This is a genomic window from Microbacterium sp. NPDC055455, assembly GCF_053619935.1.
Map to the genome: position 1 here is coordinate 243,234 of NZ_JBSHLB010000005.1, position 26,703 is coordinate 269,936.

General features: G+C 70.6%; 23 protein-coding genes and 1 tRNA gene. 9 read left to right on the plus strand and 15 right to left on the minus strand.

What is annotated here, in order from left to right:
* Positions 1-21 precede the first annotated feature (21 nt).
* Positions 22-801, plus strand: coding sequence for a phosphate ABC transporter ATP-binding protein PstB (pstB, locus tag ACWGUG_RS14640; RefSeq protein WP_194396018.1), 780 nt, complete (start codon positions 22-24; stop codon positions 799-801).
* A gap of 7 nt (positions 802-808) precedes the next feature.
* On the opposite strand, the gene ACWGUG_RS14645 is transcribed toward pstB, so the two are convergent.
* The 6 genes from ACWGUG_RS14645 to sigK form a co-directional block, all read right to left on the minus strand.
* Positions 809-1,696 carry an aminodeoxychorismate lyase gene (locus tag ACWGUG_RS14645; protein WP_336396714.1) on the minus strand — a complete coding sequence of 296 codons (888 nt, stop codon included), beginning with the start codon at positions 1,694-1,696 and terminating at the stop codon, positions 809-811.
* Between the two features lie 169 nt (positions 1,697-1,865).
* The gene (locus ACWGUG_RS14650; RefSeq protein WP_336396715.1) at positions 1,866-2,504 is read right to left on the minus strand and encodes a DNA-directed RNA polymerase subunit beta; all 639 of its coding nucleotides are present in this window, start codon (positions 2,502-2,504) and stop codon (positions 1,866-1,868) included.
* Positions 2,505-2,602: 98 nt separating this feature from the next.
* Positions 2,603-3,010 carry a VOC family protein gene (locus ACWGUG_RS14655; protein WP_336396716.1) on the minus strand — a complete coding sequence of 136 codons (408 nt, stop codon included), beginning with the start codon at positions 3,008-3,010 and terminating at the stop codon, positions 2,603-2,605.
* Positions 3,011-3,088: 78 nt separating this feature from the next.
* On the minus strand, positions 3,089-3,436 hold the full coding sequence (locus ACWGUG_RS14660; RefSeq protein WP_336396772.1) for a helix-turn-helix transcriptional regulator: 348 nt from the start codon (positions 3,434-3,436) through the stop codon (positions 3,089-3,091).
* A gap of 93 nt (positions 3,437-3,529) precedes the next feature.
* Entirely contained in the window at positions 3,530-4,432 is a 903-nt protein-coding gene (locus tag ACWGUG_RS14665) for an anti-sigma factor (protein ID WP_452325142.1), read from the minus strand.
* Positions 4,432-5,034, minus strand: a complete 603-nt coding sequence (sigK, locus tag ACWGUG_RS14670; protein ID WP_378882030.1) for an ECF RNA polymerase sigma factor SigK — start codon at positions 5,032-5,034, stop codon at positions 4,432-4,434. The genes ACWGUG_RS14665 and sigK overlap by 1 nt, the downstream gene beginning before the upstream one ends.
* Before the next feature lie 208 nt (positions 5,035-5,242).
* On the opposite strand from sigK, the gene ACWGUG_RS14675 reads away from it, so the two are divergent.
* Positions 5,243-5,908, plus strand: coding sequence for a fasciclin domain-containing protein (locus ACWGUG_RS14675; RefSeq protein ID WP_336396718.1), 666 nt, complete (start codon positions 5,243-5,245; stop codon positions 5,906-5,908).
* Between the two features lie 190 nt (positions 5,909-6,098).
* Positions 6,099-7,598: a protein kinase domain-containing protein gene (locus ACWGUG_RS14680; RefSeq protein ID WP_452325117.1), complete on the plus strand. Its 1,500-nt coding sequence runs from the start codon at positions 6,099-6,101 to the stop codon at positions 7,596-7,598.
* A gap of 6 nt (positions 7,599-7,604) precedes the next feature.
* Here the strand turns inward: ACWGUG_RS14680 and ACWGUG_RS14685 are convergent, their stop codons facing one another.
* On the minus strand, positions 7,605-8,105 hold the full coding sequence (locus ACWGUG_RS14685) for a hypothetical protein (protein WP_452325118.1): 501 nt from the start codon (positions 8,103-8,105) through the stop codon (positions 7,605-7,607).
* A gap of 494 nt (positions 8,106-8,599) precedes the next feature.
* On the opposite strand from ACWGUG_RS14685, the gene ACWGUG_RS14690 reads away from it, so the two are divergent.
* The 5 genes from ACWGUG_RS14690 to ACWGUG_RS14710 are packed head-to-tail and all read left to right on the plus strand — an operon-like array spanning position 8,600 to position 16,617.
* The gene (locus ACWGUG_RS14690) at positions 8,600-12,298 is read left to right on the plus strand and encodes a nitrate reductase subunit alpha (protein ID WP_452325119.1); all 3,699 of its coding nucleotides are present in this window, start codon (positions 8,600-8,602) and stop codon (positions 12,296-12,298) included.
* Positions 12,298-13,989: a nitrate reductase subunit beta gene (narH, locus tag ACWGUG_RS14695; protein ID WP_336396722.1), complete on the plus strand. Its 1,692-nt coding sequence runs from the start codon at positions 12,298-12,300 to the stop codon at positions 13,987-13,989. The genes ACWGUG_RS14690 and narH overlap by 1 nt, the downstream gene beginning before the upstream one ends.
* Entirely contained in the window at positions 13,986-14,609 is a 624-nt protein-coding gene (narJ, locus tag ACWGUG_RS14700) for a nitrate reductase molybdenum cofactor assembly chaperone (protein ID WP_336396723.1), read from the plus strand. The genes narH and narJ overlap by 4 nt, the downstream gene beginning before the upstream one ends.
* The gene (gene narI, locus ACWGUG_RS14705) at positions 14,609-15,394 is read left to right on the plus strand and encodes a respiratory nitrate reductase subunit gamma (RefSeq protein WP_336396724.1); all 786 of its coding nucleotides are present in this window, start codon (positions 14,609-14,611) and stop codon (positions 15,392-15,394) included. The genes narJ and narI overlap by 1 nt, the downstream gene beginning before the upstream one ends.
* Entirely contained in the window at positions 15,391-16,617 is a 1,227-nt protein-coding gene (locus ACWGUG_RS14710) for a nitrate/nitrite transporter (protein ID WP_336396725.1), read from the plus strand. The genes narI and ACWGUG_RS14710 overlap by 4 nt, the downstream gene beginning before the upstream one ends.
* 112 nt (positions 16,618-16,729) lie before the next feature.
* Here ACWGUG_RS14710 and ACWGUG_RS14715 read toward each other — a convergent pair whose 3' ends face one another.
* Together ACWGUG_RS14715 and ACWGUG_RS14720 are read right to left on the minus strand one after the other, a co-directional pair.
* A complete protein-coding gene (locus ACWGUG_RS14715) occupies positions 16,730-17,317 on the minus strand; it encodes an isochorismatase family protein (protein ID WP_452325120.1) in 588 nt (195 codons plus the stop codon).
* Entirely contained in the window at positions 17,314-19,524 is a 2,211-nt protein-coding gene (locus tag ACWGUG_RS14720; RefSeq protein ID WP_452325121.1) for an MMPL family transporter, read from the minus strand. The genes ACWGUG_RS14715 and ACWGUG_RS14720 overlap by 4 nt, the downstream gene beginning before the upstream one ends.
* Here ACWGUG_RS14720 and ACWGUG_RS14725 point away from each other — a divergent pair.
* Entirely contained in the window at positions 19,519-19,836 is a 318-nt protein-coding gene (locus ACWGUG_RS14725; RefSeq protein WP_452325122.1) for an EamA family transporter, read from the plus strand. The genes ACWGUG_RS14720 and ACWGUG_RS14725 overlap by 6 nt on opposite strands.
* Before the next feature lie 26 nt (positions 19,837-19,862).
* Here ACWGUG_RS14725 and ACWGUG_RS14730 read toward each other — a convergent pair whose 3' ends face one another.
* From ACWGUG_RS14730 to topA, 6 genes are all read right to left on the minus strand, one after another.
* Entirely contained in the window at positions 19,863-20,258 is a 396-nt protein-coding gene (locus ACWGUG_RS14730; protein WP_452325123.1) for a hypothetical protein, read from the minus strand.
* Between the two features lie 58 nt (positions 20,259-20,316).
* A tRNA-Thr gene (locus ACWGUG_RS14735) sits at positions 20,317-20,389 on the minus strand.
* A 74-nt stretch (positions 20,390-20,463) separates the two neighbouring features.
* The gene (locus ACWGUG_RS14740) at positions 20,464-22,032 is read right to left on the minus strand and encodes an alpha/beta hydrolase (protein ID WP_336396730.1); all 1,569 of its coding nucleotides are present in this window, start codon (positions 22,030-22,032) and stop codon (positions 20,464-20,466) included.
* Positions 22,029-23,225, minus strand: a complete 1,197-nt coding sequence (locus ACWGUG_RS14745) for a DNA polymerase III subunit delta' (protein WP_452325124.1) — start codon at positions 23,223-23,225, stop codon at positions 22,029-22,031. The genes ACWGUG_RS14740 and ACWGUG_RS14745 overlap by 4 nt, the downstream gene beginning before the upstream one ends.
* 80 nt (positions 23,226-23,305) lie before the next feature.
* Positions 23,306-23,980, minus strand: coding sequence for a dTMP kinase (gene tmk / locus ACWGUG_RS14750; RefSeq protein ID WP_336396732.1), 675 nt, complete (start codon positions 23,978-23,980; stop codon positions 23,306-23,308).
* A complete protein-coding gene (gene topA / locus ACWGUG_RS14755) occupies positions 23,977-26,691 on the minus strand; it encodes a type I DNA topoisomerase (RefSeq protein ID WP_452325125.1) in 2,715 nt (904 codons plus the stop codon). The genes tmk and topA overlap by 4 nt, the downstream gene beginning before the upstream one ends.
* Positions 26,692-26,703: the final 12 nt, after the last annotated feature.

Consider the following 26,703-nt stretch of genomic DNA (forward strand, 5'->3'; position numbering starts at 1 on the left):
CCGAAAGCACCGACGGAAATCATGTCCAAGAGCATCGAAGTCAACGACCTCAACGTCTACTACGGCGACTTCCTGGCCGTCGAGGGTGTCTCCCTCGACATCGAGCCGCGCAGCGTCACCGCCTTCATCGGCCCCTCCGGCTGCGGCAAGTCGACCTTCCTGCGCACCCTCAACCGCATGCACGAGGTGATCCCCGGCGCCCGCGTCGAGGGCGAGGTGCTGCTCGACGGCGACAACCTGTACGCGCCCAACGTCGACCCGGTGCTCGTGCGCCGCCAGGTCGGCATGGTGTTCCAGCGCCCCAACCCGTTCCCGACGATGTCGATCAAGGAGAACGTGCTGGCGGGCGTGAAGCTCAACAACAAGAAGATGTCGAAGTCGGACGCCGACGCCCTCGTCGAGAAGTCGCTGCGCGGCGCGAACCTCTGGAACGAGGTCAAGGACCGCCTCGACAAGCCCGGCTCGGGCCTTTCGGGCGGTCAGCAGCAGCGTCTGTGCATCGCGCGCGCCATCGCCGTCTCGCCCGAGGTGATCCTCATGGACGAGCCCTGCTCGGCGCTCGATCCGATCTCCACGTACGCCATCGAGGAGCTGATCGGCGAGCTCAAGAACGACTACACCGTCGTCATCGTGACCCACAACATGCAGCAGGCGTCGCGCGTGAGCGACAAGACCGCGTTCTTCAACATCGCGGGCACCGGCAAGCCCGGCAAGCTCATCGAGTACGACGAGACCAGGACCATCTTCACCACGCCGTCCGTGCAGGCGACCGAGGACTACGTCTCGGGTCGATTCGGCTGATCGGCGGTCAGTCGCGCGGGGTGAGCAGGTAGCGGTTGAAGGACGCCGTCAGCTCACCGTCGACGGGCACATCCCTGCCGTCGATCGCGCGGATGGGCGCGGCCAGGCGGACGCTCGACACCAGCCACGCGGCATCCGCCCGGGCCAGCGCCGAGACGGGGATCGTCTCGTACGCGGTCTCGGCGCCCCGCTCCTCCAGGTGCGCGAACAGACTGAGCTGGGTCGTGCCGTGCAGGATCCCGCCGTTGGGCGCGGGCGTGAGGAACCGGCCGTCGACGCGGAGGATGAGCGAGGCCGTGGGCGCCTCCAGGACGAAGCCGTCGGAGGTGACGAAGATCGCGTCGTCGGCGCCCCTGCGCTTCGCCTCGCGGATCGCCGCCATGTTGACGGCGTACGACAGCGTCTTCGCCCCGAGGAGCAGCCACGGCGCCCTCCGCGGCGTGTCGATCCCGTAGCCGCGGTCCAGCGTGACGACGCGGATGCCGCGTTCGCGCACCGCGGCGTTGTCGGGGGCCTCCGCGGCCGTCACCCACGCCGTCGGCGTCGGCCCGTGCTCCACCCCACGGCTCAGGATGAGCTTGATGACCGCCTCGGCGTCGGGCGGGCAGTGCTGGGCGGCCACGGCGATCGCCTGCCGCCACTGTTCCCGGTGCGGAGCGGGAAGGTCGCACAGGGCCGCCGAATGCGCGAGGCGATCGAGGTGGGGACCGACCTCCTGCGCGTGGCCGTCGACCACCCCGATGGATTCGAAGATCCCGTCGCCGCGCTGCGTGCTCATCTCCCCGACGCTCAGCGCCGGTGCGGTCACATCGATCGGTGTGAAGGTGTCGGAGAAGTCCGAGCGCGGGTCGTCGGATGCCGCGGGGTCGATCACGAGGGCGAAGCGCCAAGCCATGTCAAGAGCTTAGGCCGGGGAATACGGTCCCCTGGGCCTCGGTTAGACTGTATCGGCCGGGCCGCAGTAACCCCGGGCTCCATCTTCTGCCGCTGCGAGCGGCCTCGCGCCGAGAGGCGTTCTGCGGCCCGGCACTCGCATTCCCGGCCACGGCCGCCCGCCGGATGGCTCAGCTCAGCGCGTCGCGCCGCCACAGGGCGGCGCAGGCCGACAGATCGGCGGCGAAGTCCGAGAGCCGCAGCGCCCGCGTGGTGAACGCGGAGGCGCGGTCGGGCTCGGTGACCTCGTAGTCGTCGGCGAGATGCGTGGCGCCCGACGCCTGCACGCGGCAGAACGCCGCCGCCCTGTCCAGCGCCACGGCGAAGTCGCCCTCGAACAGGCCGCGGAGGATGGTGTCCACCAGCGCGACCAGCTCGTCGGGTCCGGCGGGCGACGGCGCTCCGGCCACCACGTCGTCCGCGGAGGAGAGCTCGGCACGGCCGCGCTCGTAGAGCAGCGCAGAGGTGCGGGGGTCGTCGTGGATCATCAGCTGCACGAGGTACAGCCGCCACAGCGCACCCGGGAGGGTCTTCGCCGGCGACCGCGACCACAGCTCGGCGATGTCGTCGATGCCGTGCTCGTCGGTGAACGCCACGAGGCGGTCGACGATCGCGCCGTCCGGGTCGGCACGGACGCGTGCCAGCAGCGCGTGCGCGGTGGAGTGGGCGACGCGGGACACCTCGGCCGGATCCTCGGCCGAGAACCGCCGGTCGAAGAGTTCGGCCGGCCGCCGGACGGGCTTGTGGAAATCCCGGGACGCGTCGCTCATTCCGTCCAGGCTACTCGCCGCCACGAGCACCGGCTCGCGCAGCTCCTCGTCCCGCTTCAGCGCGGCGGCCCACGGCAGGCACACGGGGCAGCACCGCTTCAGACCTGGTTGATGCGGATGTGGTTGCCCGCGGGATCGCGGAACGCGGCATCCCGCGGTCCCCATCCCTGCTCCTTCGGCTCCTGCAGGACCTCGGCGCCGAACGCCCGCAGCTTCTCGAACGTCCCGTCCAGGTCGGTCGTCGTGAAGACGTACGGGCCGGGGCCGGATCCCTTCGCGATGAGCCGCTCGAGCGCTTCGCCGTCGTCGGGCGAGCGTCCGGCCGTCGGGTCGGACACGACGAGCGAGAGGCCGGGCTGCCCCGGGAATCCGAAGCTCACCCAGCGGTGGCCGTCGTACGACACGTCGTTGACGACCTCGAGGCCGAGTCCGTCGCGGTAGAAGGGGATGGCGGCGTCGACGTCGTCGACCGTGATGGGGCTGTACGCGAGTGCGATGTTCGTCATGACAGCCACGCTAGGGGGCGACGGGAAAGCGCGCTTCTCCGATCCTGCTCGGTCTGAGCCGCGGCGCGGCCCCTCGCGCTACGCGTAGCGCGTCGGCCGCGTGAGGATCTTCGCCACGCACAGCGGCATGGCCTCCGCGGCGTCGTGCGGCCGCGCGCGGTACGAGCTGGGGGTCTCCCCGACGATCTCCGTGAACGTCGAGCTGAACGAGCCCAGCGACGTCGCACCCACGGCGGTGCAGGCATCCGTCACCGACATCCCCTCGCGCAGCAGCGCCATCGCGCGCTCGATGCGGCGGGTCATCAGGTACGCGTACGGCGTCTCGCCGTACGCGGCCTTGAACTCGCGCGAGAAGTGCGCGGGCGACATGAGCGCCTGCGCCGCCATCGTGGGCACGTCGAGGGGCTGGGCGTAGTCGCGGTCCATCAGATCGCGGGCGCGGCGCAGGTGCGCGAGCGTCTGGATCGTCTGCCGGGCGGATGCCACGCCCTCACGCTACCCGCATCCCCCGTCGGCGGCTCACGCCGTGGGGATCTGCACGATCGGCTGGGACGACGGCTCGCCGGTCGGCGAGCCGCCCTGCGGCTCGACGGTGATCGCGATCACATCACCCGACTCGACGGCGCCGTCCAGCAGCGCGGTCGTGGTCAGGCCCTCGGGGTCGAAGGTGCCGGCCGACTCGGCCGCCCCGTCGCGGACGAACCACATCTCGTAGGTCTCGTCGTCGGCGATCTGCGGCAGCCCCTGCGAGACCAGCACCGCCTTGCCGACCGACTCGGACCAGTGGGCCGTCGCGGAGCCGCCCTCGACGACGTCGACGGTGGCCGACTGGGCGTCGGGCGCCCCTTCGATCTCCTGCAGCGCGACCACCGCGGGCGGCCGGTTGAGATAGTCGTTGATCATCGCAGCGCCGAGCCCGAGCGCCACGAGCAGCACCATCGAGGCGGCGAGCGCGACGATGCCCCGCGTCCAGTTGCGGCGGGAGACCGCCTGGATCGTCGCAGTGGTGGGCGGAGGCTCCGTCGCCCGGCCGGAGGCGGGGGCATCCGCGGGCTGCGCAGGCGCGCGGGCGCCGGCGGGTGCGTCGTCGTCGGGGCCGGGCGCCTCGGCCGACGCAGGTTCTTCCGCGCCGGCCCGGGGCCACGCGCCCACCGGCGCGGCGGCCGCGGCGACCGACGCGTCGATCGACGGAAGCTGCGGGGTCGTCGCGATGCGCGCGAGCAGCGTGGAACGCAGCGTGAGCGGAGGAAGGGCGTCCGGTACGTCGTCGGCGAGCGAGGCGACGGTGGCGGCATCCGCCCGGACCCAGTGCTCCCACTCCGGGTGCTCGCGACGCGCCACGTCGAATGCCGCGCGATCGGCCGGCGACAGCGCGTTCAGCGCAGCTCCTGCTGCCAGCTCGGCGAACTCCTGCTCGTCCATCACGCGGTCACCCCCATCTCGACCCTCAGGCGGGACAGTCCGTCCCGCATCCTCGTCTTCACCGTCCCCAGCGGCGCGCCCACCAGGGCCGCGATCTCGCTCTGACTGTAACCCCCGTAATACGCGAGGGTCAGCGCCTCCCGCTGCGCCTCGGGGAGGGCGGAGAGCGCGCTGGCGACCCTCTCCCCCTCGATGCGCAGCTCGACCTGCTCGGAGACCCCGTCATGGGCCACATCCAGGTCCCGGAAGCCCGCACGCACATCACGGTCCGTGCTCGCCTGCGATGAACGCACGCGATCGACGGCCCGGCGATGCGCGATCGTGAGCACCCACGACCTCCCTTGCCCTCTGTTCGGAGCGAACCGGGAGGCGGATTGCCAGACCTCGAGGAAGACCTCCTGCAGGACCTCCTCGCTCTGGGAGCGATCCACGAGGACGCGGAGGATGAGGCCGAAGACCCGCGGCGACAGCAGGTCGTACACGCGCGCGAACGCCGTCTGGTCGCCGGCTGCCACCTGCTGGAGAAGGGCGCCGATGCGGTCGACGGGCTCGGTGCCGTCCTCCGGCACGTCGATTCCGTCGATCACCACGTCCACCAGCATGCCAAACTCCTCCCCCTTTGTCGGTGCGCGCGACGGCCCGATCGTGAATGAGTACACTTCCGCCCCCGCTGACACGGCGGTGGCGGCATCCGATTCCGTCCAATCCGATCCGGGAAGCCTTCCGAACAGTCCGTGCAGCCGCTTCTGCGGCCCGCCCCCGCCGGGGTCCACCAGATCGCGGCCCGACGGCCGCACGCAGGAGGAAGACATGTCTCGCATCACCAGGAAGCGCCTCTCAGCAGGGCTCACCCTCGCGGTCGCCGCGACGTTCGCACTGTCGGCGTGCTCGATGGGCGCCGCGACGGAGGCCGAGCCCTCCGCCGAGCCCTCGGCGCCCGCCATGGAGGAGACCGAGGAGCCGATGACGGCCGACCCCGCCGGGAATCTGGTCGGGCCCGGCTGCGCCGACTACGCCGAGGCTGTTCCCGACGGCGCCGGCTCGATCGAGGGCATGTCGGCCGACCCCGTCGCGGTCGCGGCATCCAACAACCCGCTGCTGACGACCCTCGTCTCGGCGGTCAGCGGTCAGCTCAACCCCGAGGTCGACCTCGTCGACACGCTCAACGGCGACGAGTTCACGGTGTTCGCGCCCGTCGACGACGCGTTCGCCGCGATCGACCCCGCCACGATCGAGTCGCTCAAGACGGACACCGCGACGCTGACGTCGATCCTCACCTACCACGTGGTGCCCGGACAGATCGAGCCGGCCGACATCGCCGGGACCCACACGACCGTGCAGGGCGCGGACCTCGAGGTGACCGGCGACGGCGAGATGTGGATGGTCAACGACGCCAACGTCATCTGCGGCGGCGTCCAGACCGCCAACGCCGTGGTCTACCTCATCGACTCGGTCCTGATGCCGCCGGCTCAGTGACCGACCGCCGGCCTCGGCCGGCATGCAGGGGGGTGCGAGGCCGCCGACGTTCTGTCGGCGGCCTCGTGGCGCGCTGCTTGCATGCCCGCGCCCATCCGTCAAGTCCTTATCGGCTTCTCCGCGGTGCGCCTACCGTGAGAGCAGTCCGAAGTCGCGCCGGAGGGGTCCGGACGCCGGACGGGAGGGGCATGTGACAGACCTGCGCGAGTCGGGCGAAGTCTCGACAGGCGAACTGCTGGACAATCGCTACGTCCTGCAGGAGCGGATCGGCGAGGGCGGAATGGCGCGCGTGTACCGCGCCGACGACACGCACCTCCAGCGTTCCGTCGCGGTCAAGGTCTTCCGCGAGCCCACCGACGGCATCGACTCCGTCCAGCGGGCGCTGTCGGAGACGACGCTCCTCGCCTCCCTCAGCCATCACTCGCTCGTCACGGTCTTCGATGCGCGCATCGGCACGGACGACGCCAGCTATCTGGTCATGGAGCACGTCGACGGCATCACACTGCGCGACCTGATCGCCCGTGGACCCGTCGACCCGAGGATCGTCGCGTCGGTCGCGATCGACGTCGCGGAGGGCCTGCACGTCGCGCACGAGCACGGGGTCGTCCACCGCGACATCAAGCCCTCGAACGTCCTGCTCTGGGAGTCGCCGAGGCCCGGGTGGGAGTGGCGAGCCAAGCTGGCCGATTTCGGCATCGCGTACCTCACGGACTCCGCCCGCGTGACGACGCCCGGCGTCATCGTCGGCACCATGGCCTACGTCGCCCCCGAGCAGGCGCAGGGCGCGGTCCCCGCCGCGCCGGCCGACATCTACGCGTTCGGCCTCCTGCTGATCGAGGCGCTGACCGGCGAGCGGCCGTTCGGCGATGCGGAGGGCATCGGCACCGTCGTCGCCCGGCTGTCTGCGGCTCCCAGCATCCCGGAGACCCTGCACCCGGCATGGCAGGGGCTGCTGCGCGGCATGACCGCCATCCGCCCGGACGATCGGCCCACGGCGCTCGAGGTCGTATCGGCCGCATCCCGACTGGCCGCGATGGAGAACACCATCGCCCGCGAGAAGGCGGACCCGTCCACCGCGCCGGTCGCGACGCCTGTCGCCGCGACTCCTGTTGCCGCGTCGACTGCAGCTCCCGTCGTCGCCGCGAATCCCACCACCGGCCCCACCCAGGCCTTCGTCCAACCCACGCCCGCGGCGGCAGCGGCCACGCCCGCCGAACGAGGAGCTCTCCGCCGCGATGCCCGCATCGCCGCCGTCGCCGCAGCGGCAGCGTCACCGCAGACGGATGCCGCGGCATCCGTCCTGCCAACCGTCCCGGACGAGGATCGCCGGCCCTCTCGCCGTGCCGTGGTGATCGGAGCGATCGTCGCGGCCCTGCTCGTGCTCGGGCTCGTCCTCGGGGTGCTCTGGCTGTCGTCCGCATGGTCGGCCCTGCCGGAGCCTGCGCCGACGGCACCCGCCGAGGAGCAGCCCGCACCGGCGCCGACGGAGGATACGCCCGCCGAGGAAGCACCGGCCGAAGAGGAGCCGGCCGCTCCCGTTGAGCAGGCGCCGGTGGAGCAGGCGCCCGCCGAGGACGTGCAGCCGGTCGAGACCGGCGGAGGCGGGACGGACAACAGCGGACCCGGCAACAACAACGGCAACGGCAACGGCCCGGGCAGCAACAGCGGCAACGGCAAGGGCAACCGCTGACGGCGGTTACCCGTTTTTCGCTCGACGCATCGCCTCAGAACGCCAGTTGGCCCCGCCGCGCTCCAGGGTCACGATCGCGTGACAGTTGCGGCACCGCACATCGCACTTGGCGATCTCCTCCTCGATCTTGGCGATGCTGAAGCCCTCGCGCACCATCGCCATCACATCCTTCCGCTTCGCCGTGCCGGGTCGGTGATCGAAGTCGAGGACCCGGAGATCGGTGTTGCCGCAATCGACGCAGGCATGCTCCGCGAGGTAGTCGGCGAGGAAGACCTTGGATTCCATGCGACGCCTCGCCGTGCGCGCGACGATGACCTGTACGTGCCGCTCACGGTTGCGCGCATAGTATGCGCGGGAGGATTCGCGATTGCAGTCTCGGCAAACCTCCTGGAGGCCGTCGGGACGAGCGGACTTACGGTTGAAATCGGCCAGCGGCTTGACCTGATGGCAGGTTCCGCAGCGCTTGAGCACCTCGTCACCCTCCTCGCCTGCCTTCGTCCGGAGCACACCGCCGATGGTAGAGCGGGCCACCGACGTGCCCGGTACCAAGAGGCATTGCTAGGGTGGGAACGCCCCTATAGCTCAGTTGGTTAGAGCAACGGACTTCAACAACAAAATGGAGCGCCGGCGCAGAAATGCGTCGGATGACCGCCGCTATATGCTGGAACACCCTGATAGCCCGAGGTACTCGCCACGTGTCTGAACGACACCTGGCAGTGAAAATCCGAGGGATTGGGCAATCAGCAGGTAACCGCAAGGGAACCTCAGAGACTACACGCGGCGCACCTGACCGGCCCGGCCGAAGGTGAAGATATAGTCCAGACTGCAAGCCGGAGACGGTGGCTGGGGAAACTCAGTGCAGCAGGTTAATCCGTGGGTCCAGGGTTCGAGCCCCTGTGGGGGCACCATGCCGTCTCGGCTCCTTGCGCCACGCGCCGCATGCCACGCGCCTGGCCCGCCCCTCTGGCGCGTTGGGCAGGCCATTCGCTAGGGTCCGTGGCATGACGCCCCAGATCGGTGTGGACGGGCCGGCTTCCGATGCGCTGCTGGCGGCAGCGCGCTTCTTCACCAGATGGGACCAGACCGCCGATCACCGCGCGGCGTTCCTGGAGGGCGGGCGCGAGGGCGACGCCTTCTACCGCGACCGATGGAGTCACGACAAGGTCGTGCGCTCGACGCACGGCGTGAACTGCACGGGCTCGTGTTCGTGGAAGGTGTACGTCAAGGACGGCATCATCACGTGGGAGGCCCAGGAGACCGACTACCCGAGCGTCGGGCCCGACCGTCCCGAGTACGAGCCCCGCGGCTGCCCCCGCGGGGCTGCGTTCTCGTGGTACACCTACTCGCCGACCCGCGTCCGCTACCCGTACGTCCGCGGCGTGCTGCTCGAGGAGTACCGGGCCGCCAAGGCGCGCGGCAACGACCCCGTCGAAGCGTTCGGCGAGATCACGAAGGACCCCGAGAGGCGCCGCCGCTATCAGCGGGCCCGCGGCAAGGGCGGGCTCGTGCGCGCGTCGTGGCACGAGGCGGTCGAGCTCGTCGCGGCCGGCTACGTCCACACCATCAAGGAGTACGGACCCGACCGGGTCGCCGGCTTCTCGCCCATCCCGGCGATGTCGATGGTCTCGCACTGCATCGGCACGCGCTTCACGCAGCTGGTCGGCGGGGTCATGACGTCGTTCTACGACTGGTACGCCGACCTGCCCGTCGCGAGCCCGCAGGTCTTCGGCGATCAGACGGACGTTCCCGAGTCCGGCGACTGGTGGGACGCCACGTACCTCATGATGTGGGGCTCGAACGTGCCCGTCACCCGCACGCCCGACGCGCACTGGATGGCGGAGGTGCGCTATCGCGGCACGAAGGTCGTGACGGTGAGCCCCGACTACGCCGACAACACGAAGTTCGCCGACGAGTGGCTGCCCTGCCAGGCGGGCACCGACGCGGCGCTGGCGATGGCGATGGGGCACGTCGTGCTGAAGGAGAACTACGTCGACCGCCGTGTGCCGTTCTTCGCCGACTTCGCCCGGCAGTACACCGACCTCCCCCACCTCGTCCGTCTCGTCGAGCGAGACGGCGCCTTCGTGCCGGGGAGGTTCCTCACTTCGAAGGACCTCGGCGGCGACACCCCCGAGGACGCGTGGAAGACGGTGGTGCTGGATGCCGCGACCGGCGGACCGCGCGTCCCCAACGGATCGATGGGCTTCCGGTACGCCGCGTCGGGTGAGGGCCGCTGGAACCTCGATCTCGAGGGCGTCGAGCCGGCGCTGTCGATCGCCGACCTCGGCACGCCGGGCGAGCCGGTCGAGGTGCTGCTCCCCCGCTTCGACTCGGCGGACGGGTCGGGCGGGGTGCTGCGCCGCGGGGTTCCCGCGACCCGCGTCGACGGCATCCTCGTCACGACCGTGCTCGACCTCATGCTCGCCCAGTACGGCGTCGCGCGCGACGGGCTGCCCGGCGAATGGCCGTCGGGGCTCGACGACGCCGAGACGCCGTACACGCCCGCCTGGCAGGAGGAGATCACCGGCGTGCCCGCGCAGGCGTGCACACGCATCGCGCGGGAGTTCGCAGCCAACGCCGTCGAGTCCGGCGGCCGCTCGATGATCATCATGGGCGCCGGGATCTGCCAGTGGTTCCACGGGGATGCCACGTACCGGGCGATCCTCGCGCTGCTGATCCTGACGGGGTCGATGGGCCGCAACGGCGGCGGCTGGGCGCACTACGTCGGGCAGGAGAAATGCCGCCCGATCACGGGCTGGCTCTCGCTCGCGAACGCCCTGGACTGGTCCAGGCCGCCCCGCACGATGATCGGCACGGCCTACTGGTACATGCACACCGACCAGTGGCGCTTCGACGGGTACTCCGCCGACGCCCTCGCCTCGCCCCTGGCCGAGGGCAACCTCGCCGGCATGCACACCGCCGACACGATCGCCCAGTCCGCGCGCCTGGGCTGGATGCCGTTCTACCCGCAGTTCGACGTCAACCCGCTCGACCTCGCCGATCGCGCCGATGCGGCGGTGGCGAACGGGGAGGCGGCGGATGCGGCATCCTTCGTCGCCTCGCAGCTCCAGTCCGGCGACCTGCAGCCGGCGATCTCCGACGTCGACGCCCCGCAGAACTGGCCGCGTCTGCTCACGCTGTGGCGGTCCAACCTCATGGGCTCCAGCGCGAAGGGCAACGAGTACTTCCTGAAGTACCTGCTCGGCACGCACAGCAACGTCATGGCCACCGACGAGGCGAGCGTGCGGCCGAACGACGTCGCCTGGCGCGACGAGATCCCCGAGGGCAAGCTCGACCTGCTGGTGTCGGCCGACTTCCGCATGACCTCGACGACCCTGCTGTCGGACGTCGTCTTCCCCGCGGCCACGTGGTACGAGAAGCACGACCTGTCGTCGACCGACATGCACCCGTTCGTGCACGCGTTCACCCCGGCGATCGACCCGCCCTGGGAGGCGAAGAGCGACTTCGACCTGTTCCACGCGATCGCCGAGGAGTTCTCGGCGCAGGCGCGCACCCACCTCGGCACCCGCCGCGACCTGGTGTCGGTGCCGATGCAGCACGACACGCCCGGTGAGACGTCGCAGCCGGGCGGGGAGGTGCGCGACTGGGCGCGCGGCGACGGCGCCGGCGTCCCGGGCAGGACCATGCCGCAGTTCACGATGGTCGAACGGGACTACACCGCGATCGCCGACAAGCTCGCCGCCGTCGGGCCGCTGGCCGACACGCTCGGGTTCACGATCAAGAACGTGACCTACGACGTCGCGCACGAGGCCGTGCGACTGGCGCAGAAGAACGGGGTGATGCTCGGCGGCGCGGCCGACGGCCGCCCCGCGATGGACACCGACGTCAAGATGGCCGAGGCGATCCTCGCCTTCTCGGGCACGACCAACGGCGAGCTGGCCGCCCAGGGGTTCCGCACGCTGGAGAAGCGCGTCGGCAAGCCCCTCGCCGACCTCGCCGAGGGCTCCGAGGAGAAGCGGATCACGTTCGCGATGACGCAGGCGGCGCCTGTGCCGGTGATCACGTCACCGGAGTGGTCGGGCTCCGAGACCGGCGGGCGGCGGTATGCGCCGTTCACGGTGAACATCGAGCGCCTGAAGCCGTTCCACACCCTCACCGGCCGCATGCACTTCTACCTCGACCACGCGTGGATGCGCGATCTCGGCGAGGCGCTGCCGATCTACCGCCCGCCCCTGGACATGCACCGGCTGTTCGGCGAGCCCAGGCTCGGTCCGGACGGTGCGCAGCAGGTGGTGGTGCGCTACCTCACTCCGCACTCCAAGTGGTCGATCCACTCGGAGTACCAGGACAACCTCTTCATGCTGTCGCTGTCGCGCGGCGGCCCGACGGTGTGGATGAGCCCCGCGGATGCTGCGGCCATCGGCGCCGCCGACAACGACTGGGTCGAGTGCGTCAACTCGAACGGCGTGCTCGTGGCGCGGGCGGTCGTGTCGCACCGCATGCCCACGGGCGTGGTCTACGTGCACCACGCGCAGGAGCGCACGATCGACGTGCCCAAGTCCGAGGCGACCGGCCGGCGCGGCGGCATCCACAATTCCGTCACGAGGCTGCTGGTCAAGCCCACGCACCTCATCGGCGGGTACGCGCAGCTGTCGTACGCGTTCAACTATCTGGGACCGACGGGGAACCAGCGCGACATGGTGGCGACGGTGCGCCGCCGCTCGCAGGAGGTGGTGTTCTGATGCGCGTGATGGCCCAGATGGGCATGGTGATGAACCTGGACAAGTGCATCGGATGCCACACCTGCTCGGTCACGTGCAAGCAGGCGTGGACGAACCGGGCGGGCACCGAGTACGTGTGGTTCAACAACGTCGAGACGCGCCCCGGTCAGGGCTATCCCCGCCGCTACGAGGACCAAGAGCAGTGGCGCGGCGGCTGGACGCTCAACAAGCGCGGCCGGCTGTCGCTGCGCACAGGCAGCCGCCTGAAGCGCCTGCTCACGATCTTCTCCTCGCCCGTGCAGCCGAAGCTCGAGGACTACTACGAGCCCTGGACCTACGACTACGAGACGCTCATCGACGCGCCCCTGGGCGACGACTTCCCGGTCGCCCGGCCGAAGTCCCTCATCACCGGCGAGGACACGAAGATCACGTGGTCGGCGAACTGGGACGACGACCTCGGCGGGGCCTCGGAGATGGGACACCTCGATCCCATCGTCCAGCGCGTGCGGCGCGAGTCGGAAGACAAGATCAAGCTGCAGTTCGAGAAGACGTTCATGTTCTACCTGCCCCGGATCTGCGAGCACTGTCTCAATCCGTCGTGCATGGCTTCGTGCCCGTCGGGCGCGATCTACAAGCGCGCCGAGGACGGCATCGTGCTCGTCGATCAGGACCGCTGCCGCGGCTGGCGCCAGTGCATCACCGGCTGCCCGTACAAGAAGATCTACTTCAACCACAAGACCGGCAAGGCCGAGAAGTGCACGCTGTGCTACCCGCGCCTCGAGGTCGGCATCCCGACGGTCTGCTCCGAGACGTGCGTCGGACGACTGCGCTACCTCGGCCTGTTCCTCTACGACGCCGACCGCGTCACCGAGGCTGCCTCCACGCCCGATCCGAAGGATCTCTACGAGGCGCAGCTCGACCTCATGCTGGACCCTAACGACCCCGAGGTGATCGCGGCGGCCCGCGCGCAGGGCGACATCCCCGAGGACTGGATGGATGCCGCCCGCCGCTCCCCCGTCTACGCCCTGGCGAAGACCTACAAGGTGGCGCTGCCGCTGCACCCCGAGTACCGGACGATGCCGATGGTCTGGTACATCCCGCCGCTGTCGCCGATCGTCGACCTGCTGCGCGACCAGGGCCACGACTCGGAGGCCGCCGGCACGCTGTTCGGAGCCATCGAGGCGCTGCGCATCCCGGTCGAGTACCTCGCCGAGCTCTTCACCGCCGGCGACACCGACGTCATCACCGGCGTCCTGTGGCGCCTGGCGGCCATGCGCTCGTACCTGCGCGACATCACGCTCGACCGCGAGCGCGACGAGTCCATCCCCGCGGCGGTCGGCATGACCGGCGAGTCGATCTACGCGATGTACCGGCTCCTCGCGATCGCGAAGTACGAGGACCGCTACGTGATCCCGACCGCCCACTACGAGCGGGCGCACGAGCTCGAGGAGCTCGGGTGCTCGCTCGACTTCGACGGCGGGCCGTACGGCAACGAGCCGGGCATGTTCGGCGAGGCCAGCGGCCGGCCGGTGCCGGTCGCGGTCGAGACCTTCCATGCCCTCAAGGAGCGACAGACCTCCGACGCCGCGGCGAGCGACGAGTCGCTGCGAGGCCGTGTCAATCTCCTGAACTGGGACGGCAACGGCGCGCCGCCCGGCCTGTTCCCCCCTCGGGATCAGGGGACGGATGCCGCTGCCGGAGGCGCTCCGTGAACGTCCGGGTGGTCTACCAGGCGGCGTCGCTGTGCCTGAGCTACCCCGACGACGGCGTGCTGGGGTCGTCGGCGCTGATCGGCCGGGCCGTGAGCGAAGCGGCGCCGCGGGCCGCGGCATCCTTCGCCCCTGTGCTCGAATGGTGGGCGAACACCCCGGCCGCCGACGTGCAGGCCGCGTACGTCGACACGTTCGACATGTCGCGTCGCCACGCGCTGTATCTCAGCTACTGGACCGACGGCGACACCCGCCGGCGCGGTGCCGTGCTGGCCGATCTGAAGCGCCGCTACCGCGAAGCGGGGCTGGCGATCGACGGCACGGGCGAGCTGCCCGACTTCCTGCCGCTCGTGCTCGAGTTCGCCCGGCATGCGCCCGGCGAGGGGGCCGCCCTGCTGCAGGAGTATCGCCCGAGCCTGGAGCTCATCCGGCTGGCGCTCGGCGAGCGCGGGTCGCCGTACGCCGGCGTGGTGGCCGCGGTGTGCGACACCCTCCCCGGCCGCTCCCCCGCGGACCGCCAGCAGGCGATGGCGATGGCCGCCGCCGGACCGCCGCGCGAGTCGGTCGGGCTCGACGCGCATGACCCGCGGCTCCTGCCGCTCGAGCCGGTCGGGAGGCGCTGATGGAGCTCTTCCTGTGGGGCATCCTGCCGTACCTCATGGTCGCGGTGCTCATCGGCGGCACGGTCTGGCGCTACCGCTACGACCAGTTCGGCTGGACGACGCGCTCCTCGCAGCTGTACGAGTCGCGGCTGCTGCGCATCGGCTCGCCGCTGTTCCACTTCGGGATCCTCGTCGTGATCATCGGGCACGTCGTGGGGCTCGTCATCCCGAAAGCGTGGACCGACGCGCTCGGCGTCTCGGAGGACATGTACCACCTCGCCGCGCTCGGCCTGGGGACGGTGGCCGGCTTCGCCACGCTCGTCGGGGTCGGCATCCTGATCTACCGCCGCCGCACCACCGGACCGGTGTTCATGGCGACGACGAAGAACGACAAGACCATGTACGTCGTGCTGGTGGCGGCGATCGTCGCGGGCCTGGCCACGACGGTGCTGAGCGTCATCGGCCCGCCGCACGAGACGACGTACCGCGAGACGGTGGCCCCGTGGTTCCGGTCGCTGTTCGTGTTCCAGCCGGACATCGCGGCGATGAGCCATGCGACGCTCGACTTCCAGATCCACACCGTCATCGGCATGGTGCTCTTCATGATCTGGCCGTTCACGCGGCTCGTGCACGCATTCACGGCGCCGGTGCACTACCTGTTCCGCCCGTACATCGTCTACCGCTCGCGTGACGGGCGACCGACGACGGCGCGCGGCATCCGCCGCGGCTGGGCGCCCGTGGGCACCACCGACCGCACTCCCGACCGCAAGGCCTCGACCACGGGCAAGACCGGAGGACGACGATGACCACGGATGCTGCCGCCACCGCCGCGACGGGCACTCGGGAGCTTCCGGGCCGCACGAAGAACCTCCTCCTCGCCCTGCTGGCGTTCACCATCACGTTCTGGGCGTGGAACATGGTCGCGCCGCTCGCGGTGCAGTACACCGCCGAGATGGGACTGACGTCGACGGAGGCCTCGCTCCTCATCGCGACACCGGTGCTGGTCGGTTCGCTCGGCCGCATCCTCACCGGCGCGTTCACCGATCGGTTCGGCGGCCGACTCATGTTCACGATCCTGACCGCGGCGTCGGCCGTGCCCGTCGTGCTCGTCGCACTGGCGGGCGTGTGGGGGTCCTACGCGCTCATGATCGCCTTCGGCTTTCTGCTCGGTATCGCCGGCACGACCTTCGCGATCGGCATCCCCTTCGTCAACGCCTGGTACGAGCCCGCCAAACGCGGCTTCGCCACGGGCCTCTTCGGCGCCGGTATGGGCGGCACCGCGCTGTCGTCGTTCTTCACCCCGCGCATGGTCGCGTGGTTCGGCTACGTCGCGACGCACATCATCATCGCTGTCGCCCTTCTGGTGGTCGCGGTCATCGTGTGGCTGTTCATGCGTGACTCGCCGCTGTGGAAGCCGAACACCGCGCCGGTCATGCCGAAGCTCAAGGCCGCGTCGAAGCTCGCCGTCACGTGGCAGATGGCGTTCCTGTACGCGGTGACGTTCGGCGGCTTCGTGGCCTTCTCGACGTACCTGCCGACCTACCTCAAAGAGGTCTACGGGTACGACCTCGCCGACGCCGGCGCGCGCACCGCGGGCTTCGCGATCGCGGCGGTGATCGCCCGGCCCGTCGGCGGCTGGCTGTCGGACCGCATCGGACCGGCGACCGTGCTCAGCATCTCGCTCGGCGGCGCCGCGGTGATGGCCGTCGTGATCGCCCTCCAGCCGCCTCCCGAGCTGGCGGCGGGAGCATCGTTCGTGCTGATGGCCCTGTTCCTCGGCCTCGGCACCGGCGCGGTGTTCACGTGGGTCGCGCAGCGCGCCCCCTCCGAACGGGTCGGCACGGTCACCGGCATCGTCGGCGCCGCCGGCGGACTCGGCGGCTACTTCCCGCCGCTCGTCATGGGCGCGACGTACAACGCGGAGGCCCACAGCTACACGATCGGGCTCAGCCTGCTGTGCCTCACCGCCCTCGTGGCGCTGGGCTTCGTCATCTTCCTGGCACGGCGGGATCGCCGGGCCGCGTCCTAGCCGGGCACAGCATCGGAGGTCGCGGGCGCCACGCCGGGTCGGCGGCCGGGCGCTCGGCGTGTCGGCGGAAACCTCCGACGCTGTGCACGCCGCCCGCCCGACGGCGGGTCACCTACCGCCCGGTGAGGCCGGATTCCGCCAGCTCGGCTCCCGCGTGCGCCAACTCGGCCAGGGCCGCGTCGCTGGATTCGGCGGCGACGCCGGCGACGAGGTCGGTGAGGATGCGCACGTGCCGTCCGTGCTCGATCGCGTCGAGCGCCGACGCGCGCACGCAGTAGTCGGTCGCGATGCCGGCGATGTCGACGTCCACCACGCCGTTCTCCTCGAGCAGGTGCGCGACCGTCTCGCCGTCGTCGGTCGTGCCTTCGAACAGCGAGTACGCCGGCACGCCCTGCCCCTTCTTGACGTGGTGCGTCACCGCCGACGTGTCGAACCCCGGGTCGTACTCCGCCCCCTCGGTGCCGCCCACGCAGTGCACCGGCCACGTGTCGACGAAGTCGGGCTCCGGGTGGAAGTGCCCGCCGTTGTCGCCCTCGGCGTGGTGCCAGTCACGCGAAGCGACGATCACGGCGTAGTCCTCGGCGTGGGTGACGAGGAACTCGGTGATGCGCTGCGCGACGGCGTCACCGCCGTGAACTCCGAGCGCACCCCCCTCGGTGAAGTCGTTCTGGACGTCGACGATGAACAGCGCCTTGCTCATGGTTCGAGCGTACGCCGGTCCTCCGGACCGCGCCGCCAGAGCTTCGAGGGCCACCAGATCGCCCTGCCGATGTCGTACGAGAGCGCCGGCACCAGCAGCGAGCGCACGATGAAGGTGTCCAGCAGCACGCCGAAGGCGACGATGAAGGCGATCTGCGCGAGGAACAGGATCGGGATGACGCCGAGCGCCGCGAACGTCGCCGCGAGCACCAGTCCCGCCGACGTGATGACGCCGCCTGTCGCCACGAGGCCACGCAGGATGCCCGGCCGCGTGCCGTGGACCAGCGACTCCTCGCGTACGCGCGACATCAGGAAGATGTTGTAGTCCACGCCGAGCGCCACCAGGAACACGAAGCCGAAGAGCGGCACCGCCGGGTCGGCTCCGGGGAATCCGAAGACGTTGTTGAAGACGAGGGCGCTCACCCCCAGCGCCGTCGCGAACGACAGGATGACGGTGGCGATGAGCAGCACGGGGGCCAGCACCGAGCGCAGCAGCAGCATCAGGATCAGGAGGATCACGACGAGCACGACCGGGATGATGACGCTGCGATCGCGGGTGGACGTGTCGTTGGTGTCGATGTCGGTGGCGGTCTCGCCTCCGACGATCGCCGTACCGGCGCCGAGCGTCTCGTCGAGGTCGGCGCGGAGTTCGCGCACCTGGTCCTCGGCGGCGACGGAGTCCGCGGCATCCGTCAGCGTCCCGATCACGAGCACGTCGCCGTCCGCGACGGTCGCCTCCGGCGCCGGCGTGCCGGGCGGACCGACCGCGGTGAGCACCGCCTCGCCGTCCTCGACGGTCACCGCGGCCTGACCGGTGGGCGAATCCTCCGAGGCGACGGCGACCGAGTCGATGCCGTCGGCATCCTCCAGCACCTGCGCGGTGTCGGCCAGGTCGCCCTCGGGAACGATGACGTACGCCGGCGATCCCGAACCCGCCGGGAAGTGCTCGGCGAGCACCTCCTGGCCGTCGCGGGCCTCCGAGGCTCCCAGCACGAGCTCGCTCGTGGAGACGCCGTCGGCTTTGAGCTGCGTGATGCCGAAGGCGCCGGCCAGCAGCACGATCGTGCAGGCGATCCACACCGTCCGCGCGTTGCGGGCGACGAAGCGCGCCTGCCGCGGCCACAGACCCTTCACCGGCTGGGTGAGGTCCTCGGGGATGGTCGCGAGCGGTTCCTTGGGGATGAACGGCCAGAACGCCGCGCGTCCGCACAGCGCCAGCAGTGCGGGCAGGAACGTCAGCGCCGACAGCACCGAGAAGGCGATGCCGATCGATGCGATCGGGCCCAGCGCCCGGTTGGTGGCGAGGTCCGACAGCAGGAGGCACAGCAGACCCGCGATCACGGTGCCGCCCGAGGCGAGGATGGGCTCGAACGATCCACGCCACGCCGCCAGCGTGGCATCCCACTTCCCCATCCCGGCGGCGATCGCCTCGCGGAACCGGGCGACGTACAGCAATGCGTAGTCGGTCGCCGCGCCGATCACGAGGATGAAGAGGATGCCCTGCACCTGCCCGTTGAGCACGACGATGCCCGCGTAGGCGAGCCACCACACCGTCAGCAGGGCCGCACAGAGCGCGAAGACGGAGGTCGACAGCACGAGGACGGGCAGCAGCGGCGAGCGGTACACCACCACCAGGATCAGGAAGACGGCGATGAGCGCGACGGCCAGCAGCAGCCCGTCGATGCCGAGGAAGCCCTCCGCGAGGTCGGCGGTGAAGCCCGCGGGACCGGTGACCCAGCCCTCGAGGCCCTCGGGCAGGTTCTCGGAGAGCAGCGTGCGCATCTCGTCGACGGTCTCCCCGACCTCGGCCGAGGAGTCGATGGGCACGAAGATCTGCACGGCCTCACCGTCGTCCGAGGGGACGGGCGGTGAGACGTCACCGGCGACGGCGTCGAGGGCGGCGATGTCGTCGACGACGGACTGCACCTGCGCGATCTCGTCCTCGGTCAGCTCGCCTTCTCCGGTGACGACGATCACCGCAGGGATGCTCTCCTCGCCCAGGAAGTCGGCGAGCCGCTCGTTGACCTTGGTGGCGTCGGCGCTCTCGGGCAGGAACGTCGAACGGTCATTGGAGGACACCTCGTCGACCTTGCCGAAGTAGGGCCCGCCGATCGAACCGGCCGCCAGCCAGATGAGGGTGAGGAGCACCGGGATGCCGATGCGCAGCCAGCGGGAGGGACCGCGGCGAGCTTCCTTCTGCACGTGCATATCGCTAGCCTATCTAGCGAAATAAGTTTGCTGCGACCCGGACGAGTCCACGCTTCTAAGCTGATTCACGATGCTGCCCGCCGCCGTCGCCCTCCTCGGCGCGCTGACCTACGGCGCGATGCGGCGGCCAATGCGCTCATCCTGCTCGCGCTGAGAACGGGCGACCTCGCCGTCGTGTCGGCGCTCACCGCCCTGTATCCGGCCGGCACCATCATCCTGGCCTCCGTCGTGCTGCGCGAGCGCGTCGCCGCGGTTCAGTGGGTGGGGCTGGGACTCGCGTTGACGGCCGGCGGTCTGCTCGCGATCGCGTGACGCCCGCAGGTCGGGCGCACCCGGGCTCAGCCGCGGACGAACAGCATGATCAGCGACGTGGCCAGCGCGACCACGCCGAGGCCGAGCAGGCCCATCGCCAGCCGCGCCACCGCCCGCACGGCAGGCGAACCCTGGGTCAGCCGCATCCGGTCGAGGGACCCCCGTCGCACGAACACGTCCGCCGTGTCGGCGTCGCCGATCTCGTGCTCCTGCTCGTGGGTGAGGTGGGTCTCGCCCACTCCGCCTTCGTCGTCGAACCAGCGGGCGACGCGTCCGTGCGGCGACTCCTCGACGACGGCGCGCGCCGGGACCCACGTGCCGTCGAAGAGGTACATGATGAGCGCCACGCCCGCGAGCAGGGCGCCCAGGCCGAAGCCGATCCACGAGAAGATCTCGGCGAGGGCGTCGATCGCCTGGGGCACCGCACCACCGTCCTTCGGATACGGAAAACGGCCGCCGCGGCGGCCGCTTCCGGTTCTGAGCCACCTAAGGGAATCGAACCCTTGACCTATTCATTACGAGTGAATCGCTCTGCCGACTGAGCTAAGGTGGCGCGCCCCGCTTGCGCGATGCACAAGCAACGATCTTACAGCCTCCGGCAGGTGCTCGCGAACCACGGCCCTCGTCTCACTCGCACCGCAGACCGTCCTCGGGAGGCGTGCCCTCGAGGAGATAGGTCTCGACCGCGGCGTCGACGCAGCTGTTGCCCTTGTTGTAGCCGGTGTGCCCCTCGCCCACGCGCGTCACGAGCACACCCGACGAGAGCTGATCGGCAAGCGATACCGACCACTCGTACGGTGTCGCCGGATCGTTGGTGGTGCCGACCACGACGATGGGCGCGGCGCCCTCGGCGGCGATGGGCTCGCGGACGCCGGTGGCCGGGTACGGCCAGACCTCGCACGGATCGGGGCCCTCCCAGTACGGCGCGATCGTCGGCGCCTCGGCGGCGAGCAGGGCCTCCGCCGCGGCCTCGGCCTCCGGTGTCGCGTCCACCGGGTAGTCCATGCAGTTGTACGCCCGGAAGGCCTCGGTCTGATTGTTGAGGTACGTGCCGTCCTCGCGGTCGTAGTAGATGTCGGCCAGCTGGAAGGCCGCGGCGGGATCGCCGGCAAGCGTCTCAGCCAGCGCGAACGTCAGGAAGCTCCAGCTGTCGGGCGAGTACAGCGCTGCGACGATCGCGGTCATGAGCGTGTCGGCGCCCAGCAGGCGGCCGTCGGCGCCCGGCAGCGGATCGCGGTCGACCGCGGCCAGGAGCGTGCCGAGGTCGGCCATCGCCTCGTCCACCGTCCCTCGGAAGGGACACTCGTCGTCCTGGAGGCAGTCGGCCATGTACGCCCGCAGCGCAGACTCGAAGCCGAGACCCTGGGTGAGGCCCACGTCGATCCCGGGGATCGACGGATCGATGGCGCCGTCGAGCACGAGGCGCCCCACCTTGTCGGGGAACAGCTTGGCGTAGGTCGCTCCCAGGAAGGTGCCATAGGAGTAGCCGAGGTAATTCAGCTCGGTGTCGCCGAGCACCGCGCGGATCAGATCCATGTCGCGGGCGGCGTTCTCGGTGGTGATGTACGGCAGGATGCCGTCGCTGTTCGCCTCGCACGCCTCGGCGAAGTCCGTGTGGGCCGCAAGAAGCTCGTCCGTCCAGGCCTCGGAGCCGCGCTCGCCTTCCGGGATGTCGAACAGGTAGGCGTCCATGTCGGTGTCGTCGTAGCAGGTCACCGCCGTCGACTCCCCGACCCCGCGGGGGTCGAACCCGATCGTGTGGAACTCCTGGCGCACGGGGTCGCTCACCGCGAAGGACACCGAGTCCCGCACCAGCGAGACGCCGCTCGCCCCGGGGCCGCCCGGGTTCGTCAGGAGCGAGCCGATCGGCTCGCCCGCGCCCTCGGCGCGGCTGCGGATGAGGGCCAGCTCGATCTCGCCCTTCGTGGGGTCCGCCCAGTCCAGCGGCGCCGTCACCGTGGTGCAGTCGAAGTCGTCGCACGCGGTCCAATCGAGCGTCTGCGAGTAGAAGGGAAGCAGCTCGGGCGCCACCCCGGCGACATCGGGCGACTCGCTGGTCGCCGGCCGGGGGGTCGCATCGGGGATGGTCGCGTAGAGGCAGCCGCTCAGCGCGAGGGCGGCCGCGACGAGGCCGGCGAGGACCGTGGCGCCCTTCGACAGGCTCCGGGACCGAGGGCGGGGGCGGGTGCGGGTCACGGGGTCCTTCCGCTGGCGACGGTGATGAGCATGCTCTCGAGGGCGAGCACGGGGGCGGCGTTGAGTTCGAGGTTCTCCCGCGTCGCCGCGATCCGGTCGACGACGGCGAGCGTGCGCTCCGGCGTCCATGCGGCCGCCAGCGCGCGGAGCTCGGATTCGAGCTCGCGGTTGATGAGGTCGCCCTCGCGGCCGAACTGCAGCATGAGGGTGTCGCGGAACATCGATTCGAGGTCGGTGAGGACGCGGTCGATCCCGTCGCGCAGACTGCGTGTCGCGCGGCGCTTCTGCTCGTCCTCGAGGGCCGACAGCTGCGACCGCACCGCAGGCGGCACGGCCGCGCCCTCGGCGATGCCGAGCGTGCGCAGGAGCGTCGCGCGCTCGGCCTCGTCGCGCTCGGCGGTGAGCGCTTTGGCGTCGTCGGCCGCCGCGGCGACGATGGCGCCCGCCACCTCGACGGCGTCGCCCACACCCCGTACGCCCAGCACACCGCGCAGGGTCGCGTCGCGGCGGGCGCGGGCCGCGGCATCCGTCGCCAGACGCTGCGCCATGCCGATGTGCCGCTGCGCATGCCGGGCGGACTGCTCGGCGATCGCGGGATCGGCGCCGCTGCGCCGGACGATGAGCTCTGCGACGTCGTCGACGTCGGGTTCGCGCAGGCGCAGCGTGCGCACGCGCGAGCGGATCGTGGGCAGGAGGTCGGCGTCGCTCGGCGCGCACAGCACCCACACCGTGCGCTCGGGCGGCTCTTCGAGGGCCTTCAGCAGCACGTTGGAGGTGCGCTCCGCCATGCGATCGGCGTCTTCCATGACGATGACGCGATAGCGGCCGAGCGAGGGGGCGAAGTACGACCGCTCCACGAGCGCGCGTGCGTCCTTGATCGAGATGATGACGCCCTCGGTGCGCAGTGCGGTGAGGTCGGGGTGCGTGCCCGCGAGGACCTGCTGCATCGCGCGCTCGTCGCCGGGCTCGGCGATGAGGGCTGCGGCGAACGCGTGCGCGAGGATCGAGCGGCCCGAGCCGGGCGGGCCGGTGATGAGCCACGCGTGGGTCATCGATGCGGGGTCGGATGCCGCATCCCGCAGCGTCGCCACCGCGGCGTCCTGCCCCCACACCTCGCGCCACGGCCCGCCCAGGTCCGCGGCGTCGCGCGCATCGGGAGCGCCCGCGGCGGCGGGCTGGGTCGCGGCATCCATCCCGCCCAGCCTAACCGCCGCCTCCGACGCGAAGCCCCGGTCGCCGCGTCCGACGCGGACCTCCGGCACCGAGCCGATGGTCAGTGGAGCAGCGTCTCGACGCGGGCGCGCACGGCGGCGGCCAGGTCGGCCGCGGGCAGCGCGGCGTCGAGCACCAGGAAGCGCGTCGGCTCGGCTGCCGCGAGGGCCAGGAACTCCTCGCGCACGCGGGCGTGGAAGTGCTCCTCCTCGGCCTCCAGGCGGTCGAAGGGCTTGTCGTCGGCGTCCAGGCGCGACCGCGCGGCGGACGGGTCGAGGTCGAGGAGGACCGTCACGTCGGGGAGGAGCCCTTCGGTGGCCCACAGCGACAGCCGGCGGACCTCATCGCGCCCGAGCACACGGCCGGCGCCCTGATACGCCACGGACGAGTCGAGGTAGCGGTCCTGGATGACGACCTCGCCGCGCGCCAGCGCCGGACGGACCAGCGTCTGGACGTGATGGGCGCGGTCCGCCGCGTACAGCAGGGCCTCCGCGCGGGCGGACACCTCGCCGCGATGGTGCAGCACGATGTCGCGGATGAGCACGCCCACCTCGGTGCCCCCCGGCTCGCGGGTGCGCACGACGGTGCGGCCCGCCTGGGTCAGCCACTCCTCCAGGAGCGCCGCCTGCGTGGTCTTGCCGACGCCGTCCCCGCCTTCGAAGGTGACGAACAGCCCCTTCTCCGGTCGGCGACCGGCGGTGGGCGCAGGCGGCGTGTCCGCGTGCTCCGCCGTCACTTCTTGGCCGCGGTCTTGCGCGTGGTCGTGCGTCGCGCGGGACGCTTCGCGGGGCCCTTCGCCCGCTTGTCGGCGAGAAGCTGCACCGCGCGCTCGAACGTGACCTCCATCGCGTCCTCGCCGCGCGGGATCGTCGCGTTCGTCTCGCCGTCGGTGACGTACGGCCCGAAGCGGCCGTCCTTCAGCTTGATCGGCTTGCCGCTGGTCGGGTCGTTCTCGAACTCCTTGAGAGCCGAACTCGCACCGCGGGCGCCGTACTTCGGCTGCGCGTAGACGGCGAGCGCCTCCTCGAGCGTGATGTCGAAGATCTGCTGCTCGCTCTGCAGCGTCCGCGAGTCCGTGCCCTTCTTCAGGTAGGGGCCGTAGCGCCCGTTCTGCGCGGTGATCTCGGCGCCGCTCTCGGGGTCGACTCCCACGACGCGGGGCAGGTCGAGCAGCTGGAGGGCCGCGTCGAGGTCGATGGTGTCGACCGACATCGACTTGAACAGCGATGCCGTGCGGGGCTTCGGTGCCGCCTCCTTCTTCGCGCCGCGCTTCTTGGGCGCGGGCTCCGGCTCGACGGCGACCACCTCTCCGGTCTCCTCGTCGACCTCTTCGTTCGCGGGCGGATCGGTCTCCTGGACGTAGGGGCCGAAGCGCCCGTCCTTCACCACCACGAGCTTGCCGTTGGCCGGGTTCTCCCCCAGCACGCGGTCGCCGGCGACGGGGGCGTCGATGAGCTCCTGCGCCTTGGCGGGGGTCAGCTCGTCGGGTGCGAGGTCTTCGGGGATGTTGACACGGCGGGGCTCGGCATCCGGATTCTCCTTGTCGGGCACCTCCAGGTACGGGCCGTACTTGCCGAACCGCAGCGTGGCGACCTCGCCGATGGGCGTGGAGTTGAGCGCGCGGGCGTCGATCTCGCCGAGGTTGTCGACGATGTTGCGCAGACCCACGTGGTCGGTGGAGCCGAAGTAGAACTCCTTGAGCCAGTCCTCGCGCTTCTGCTCTCCGCGGGCGATCGCGTCGAGGTCGTCCTCGAGGGCCGCGGTGAAGTCGTAGTCGACGAGGTCGGCGAAGTGCTGCTCCAGCAGCCGGACGACGCTGAACGCCAGCCAGCTCGGGATGAGCGCCTGCCCGCGCTTGGTGACGTACCCGCGGTTGAGGATCACGTCGATGATGCTCGCGAACGTCGAGGGCCGCCCGATGCCCTTCTCCTCGAGCGCCTTGACGAGGCTCGCCTCGGTGTAGCGCGGCTTGGGGCTGGTCGCGTGGCCCTTGGGCTCCACGTCGCGCAGCCGCAGCACGTCGCCCACAGACATCGCCGGAAGCGACTGGTCGTCGGACTTGTCGGCGTCGCCGCGCTTCTCGTCGCGGCCCTCCTCGTACGCCTCGAGGAAGCCCTTGAAGGTGTACACGGTTCCGGATGCCGTGAACTCCGCGCGCCGGGCGCCCGCGGCGACGTCGAGGGTCACCGTCGTCGTCTCGTACTTCGCGTCCGACATCTGGCTGGCCATCGTGCGCTTCCAGATGAGGTCGTACAGCCGCAGCTCGTCGCGGTCGAGCTGACCGGACACCTCGGAGGGCGTGCGGAACGTCTCGCCCGACGGACGGATCGCCTCGTGCGCCTCCTGGGCGTTCTTGCTGTTGTTGCGGTACGTGCGGGGGTTGAGCGGCACGGACGCGGCACCGTACATCGCGACCGCCTGCTCACGCGCGGCCTGGATGGCCTGCGTCGACAGCGCGGTGGAGTCGGTGCGCATATAGGTGATGTACCCCTTCTCGTAGAGCCGCTGCGCGACGCCCATGGCGTGCTTGGCGCTCATCGAGAGCTTGCGGCCGGCCTCCTGCTGGAGCGTGGATGTCGTGAAGGGGGGTTTGGGGCTGCGGGTTCCCGGCTTGGACTCGAGGGCGGTGACGGATGCCTCGCCCGCCGCTTCGATCGCGGCGGCGAGCTCGCGCACCTGCGTCTCGTCGAGGACGACGACGGCCTTCTTCAGCTGGCCCTTGTCGTCGAAGTCGGTGCCGCGGGCGAGCACCGCTCCGTCCACGCGCGTCAGGCGGGTCGAGAAGGCCTCATCGATGCCCTGGGGGCGGTTGGGCGCGGCGAGCGCCTCGATGTCCCAGTACGACGCCGACACGAACGCCATGCGCTCGCGTTCGCGGTCGACGACCAGGCGCGTGGCCGCGGACTGGACGCGTCCGGCCGAGGTGCCCTGCTGCACCTTGAACCAGAGCACCGGGCTGACGTCCCAGCCGTAGAGACGGTCGAGGATGCGGCGGGTCTCCTGCGCGTCCACGAGCGCGAGGTCGAGTTCCCGGGTGTTGCCGACGGCGGCCTGGATCGCGTCCTTGGTGATCTCGTGGAACACCATCCGCTTGACCGGCACCTTGGGCTTGAGGGTCTGCAGGAGGTGCCACGCGATGGCCTCGCCTTCGCGATCCTCATCGGTGGCGAGCAGGAGCTCGTCCGCCCCCTTCAGCGCTCGCTTGAGCTCGGCGACGGTCTTCTTGCCGCGCTCGCTCTCGACGTAATAGGGGTCGAAGCCGTTGTCGATGTCGATCGAGTACTTCCCGTACGCCTGCTTCTTCTCAGCGGGGATGTCTCTCTTGTCCGCGAGATCGCGGATGTGGCCGACCGAGCTGAGCACCTCGTAGCCATCGCCGAGGTAGCCCTGGATCGACCTCATCTTCGTCGGTGACTCGACGATGACGAGCTTCTTGCCTTCTGCCAACGGGGGCGTCCT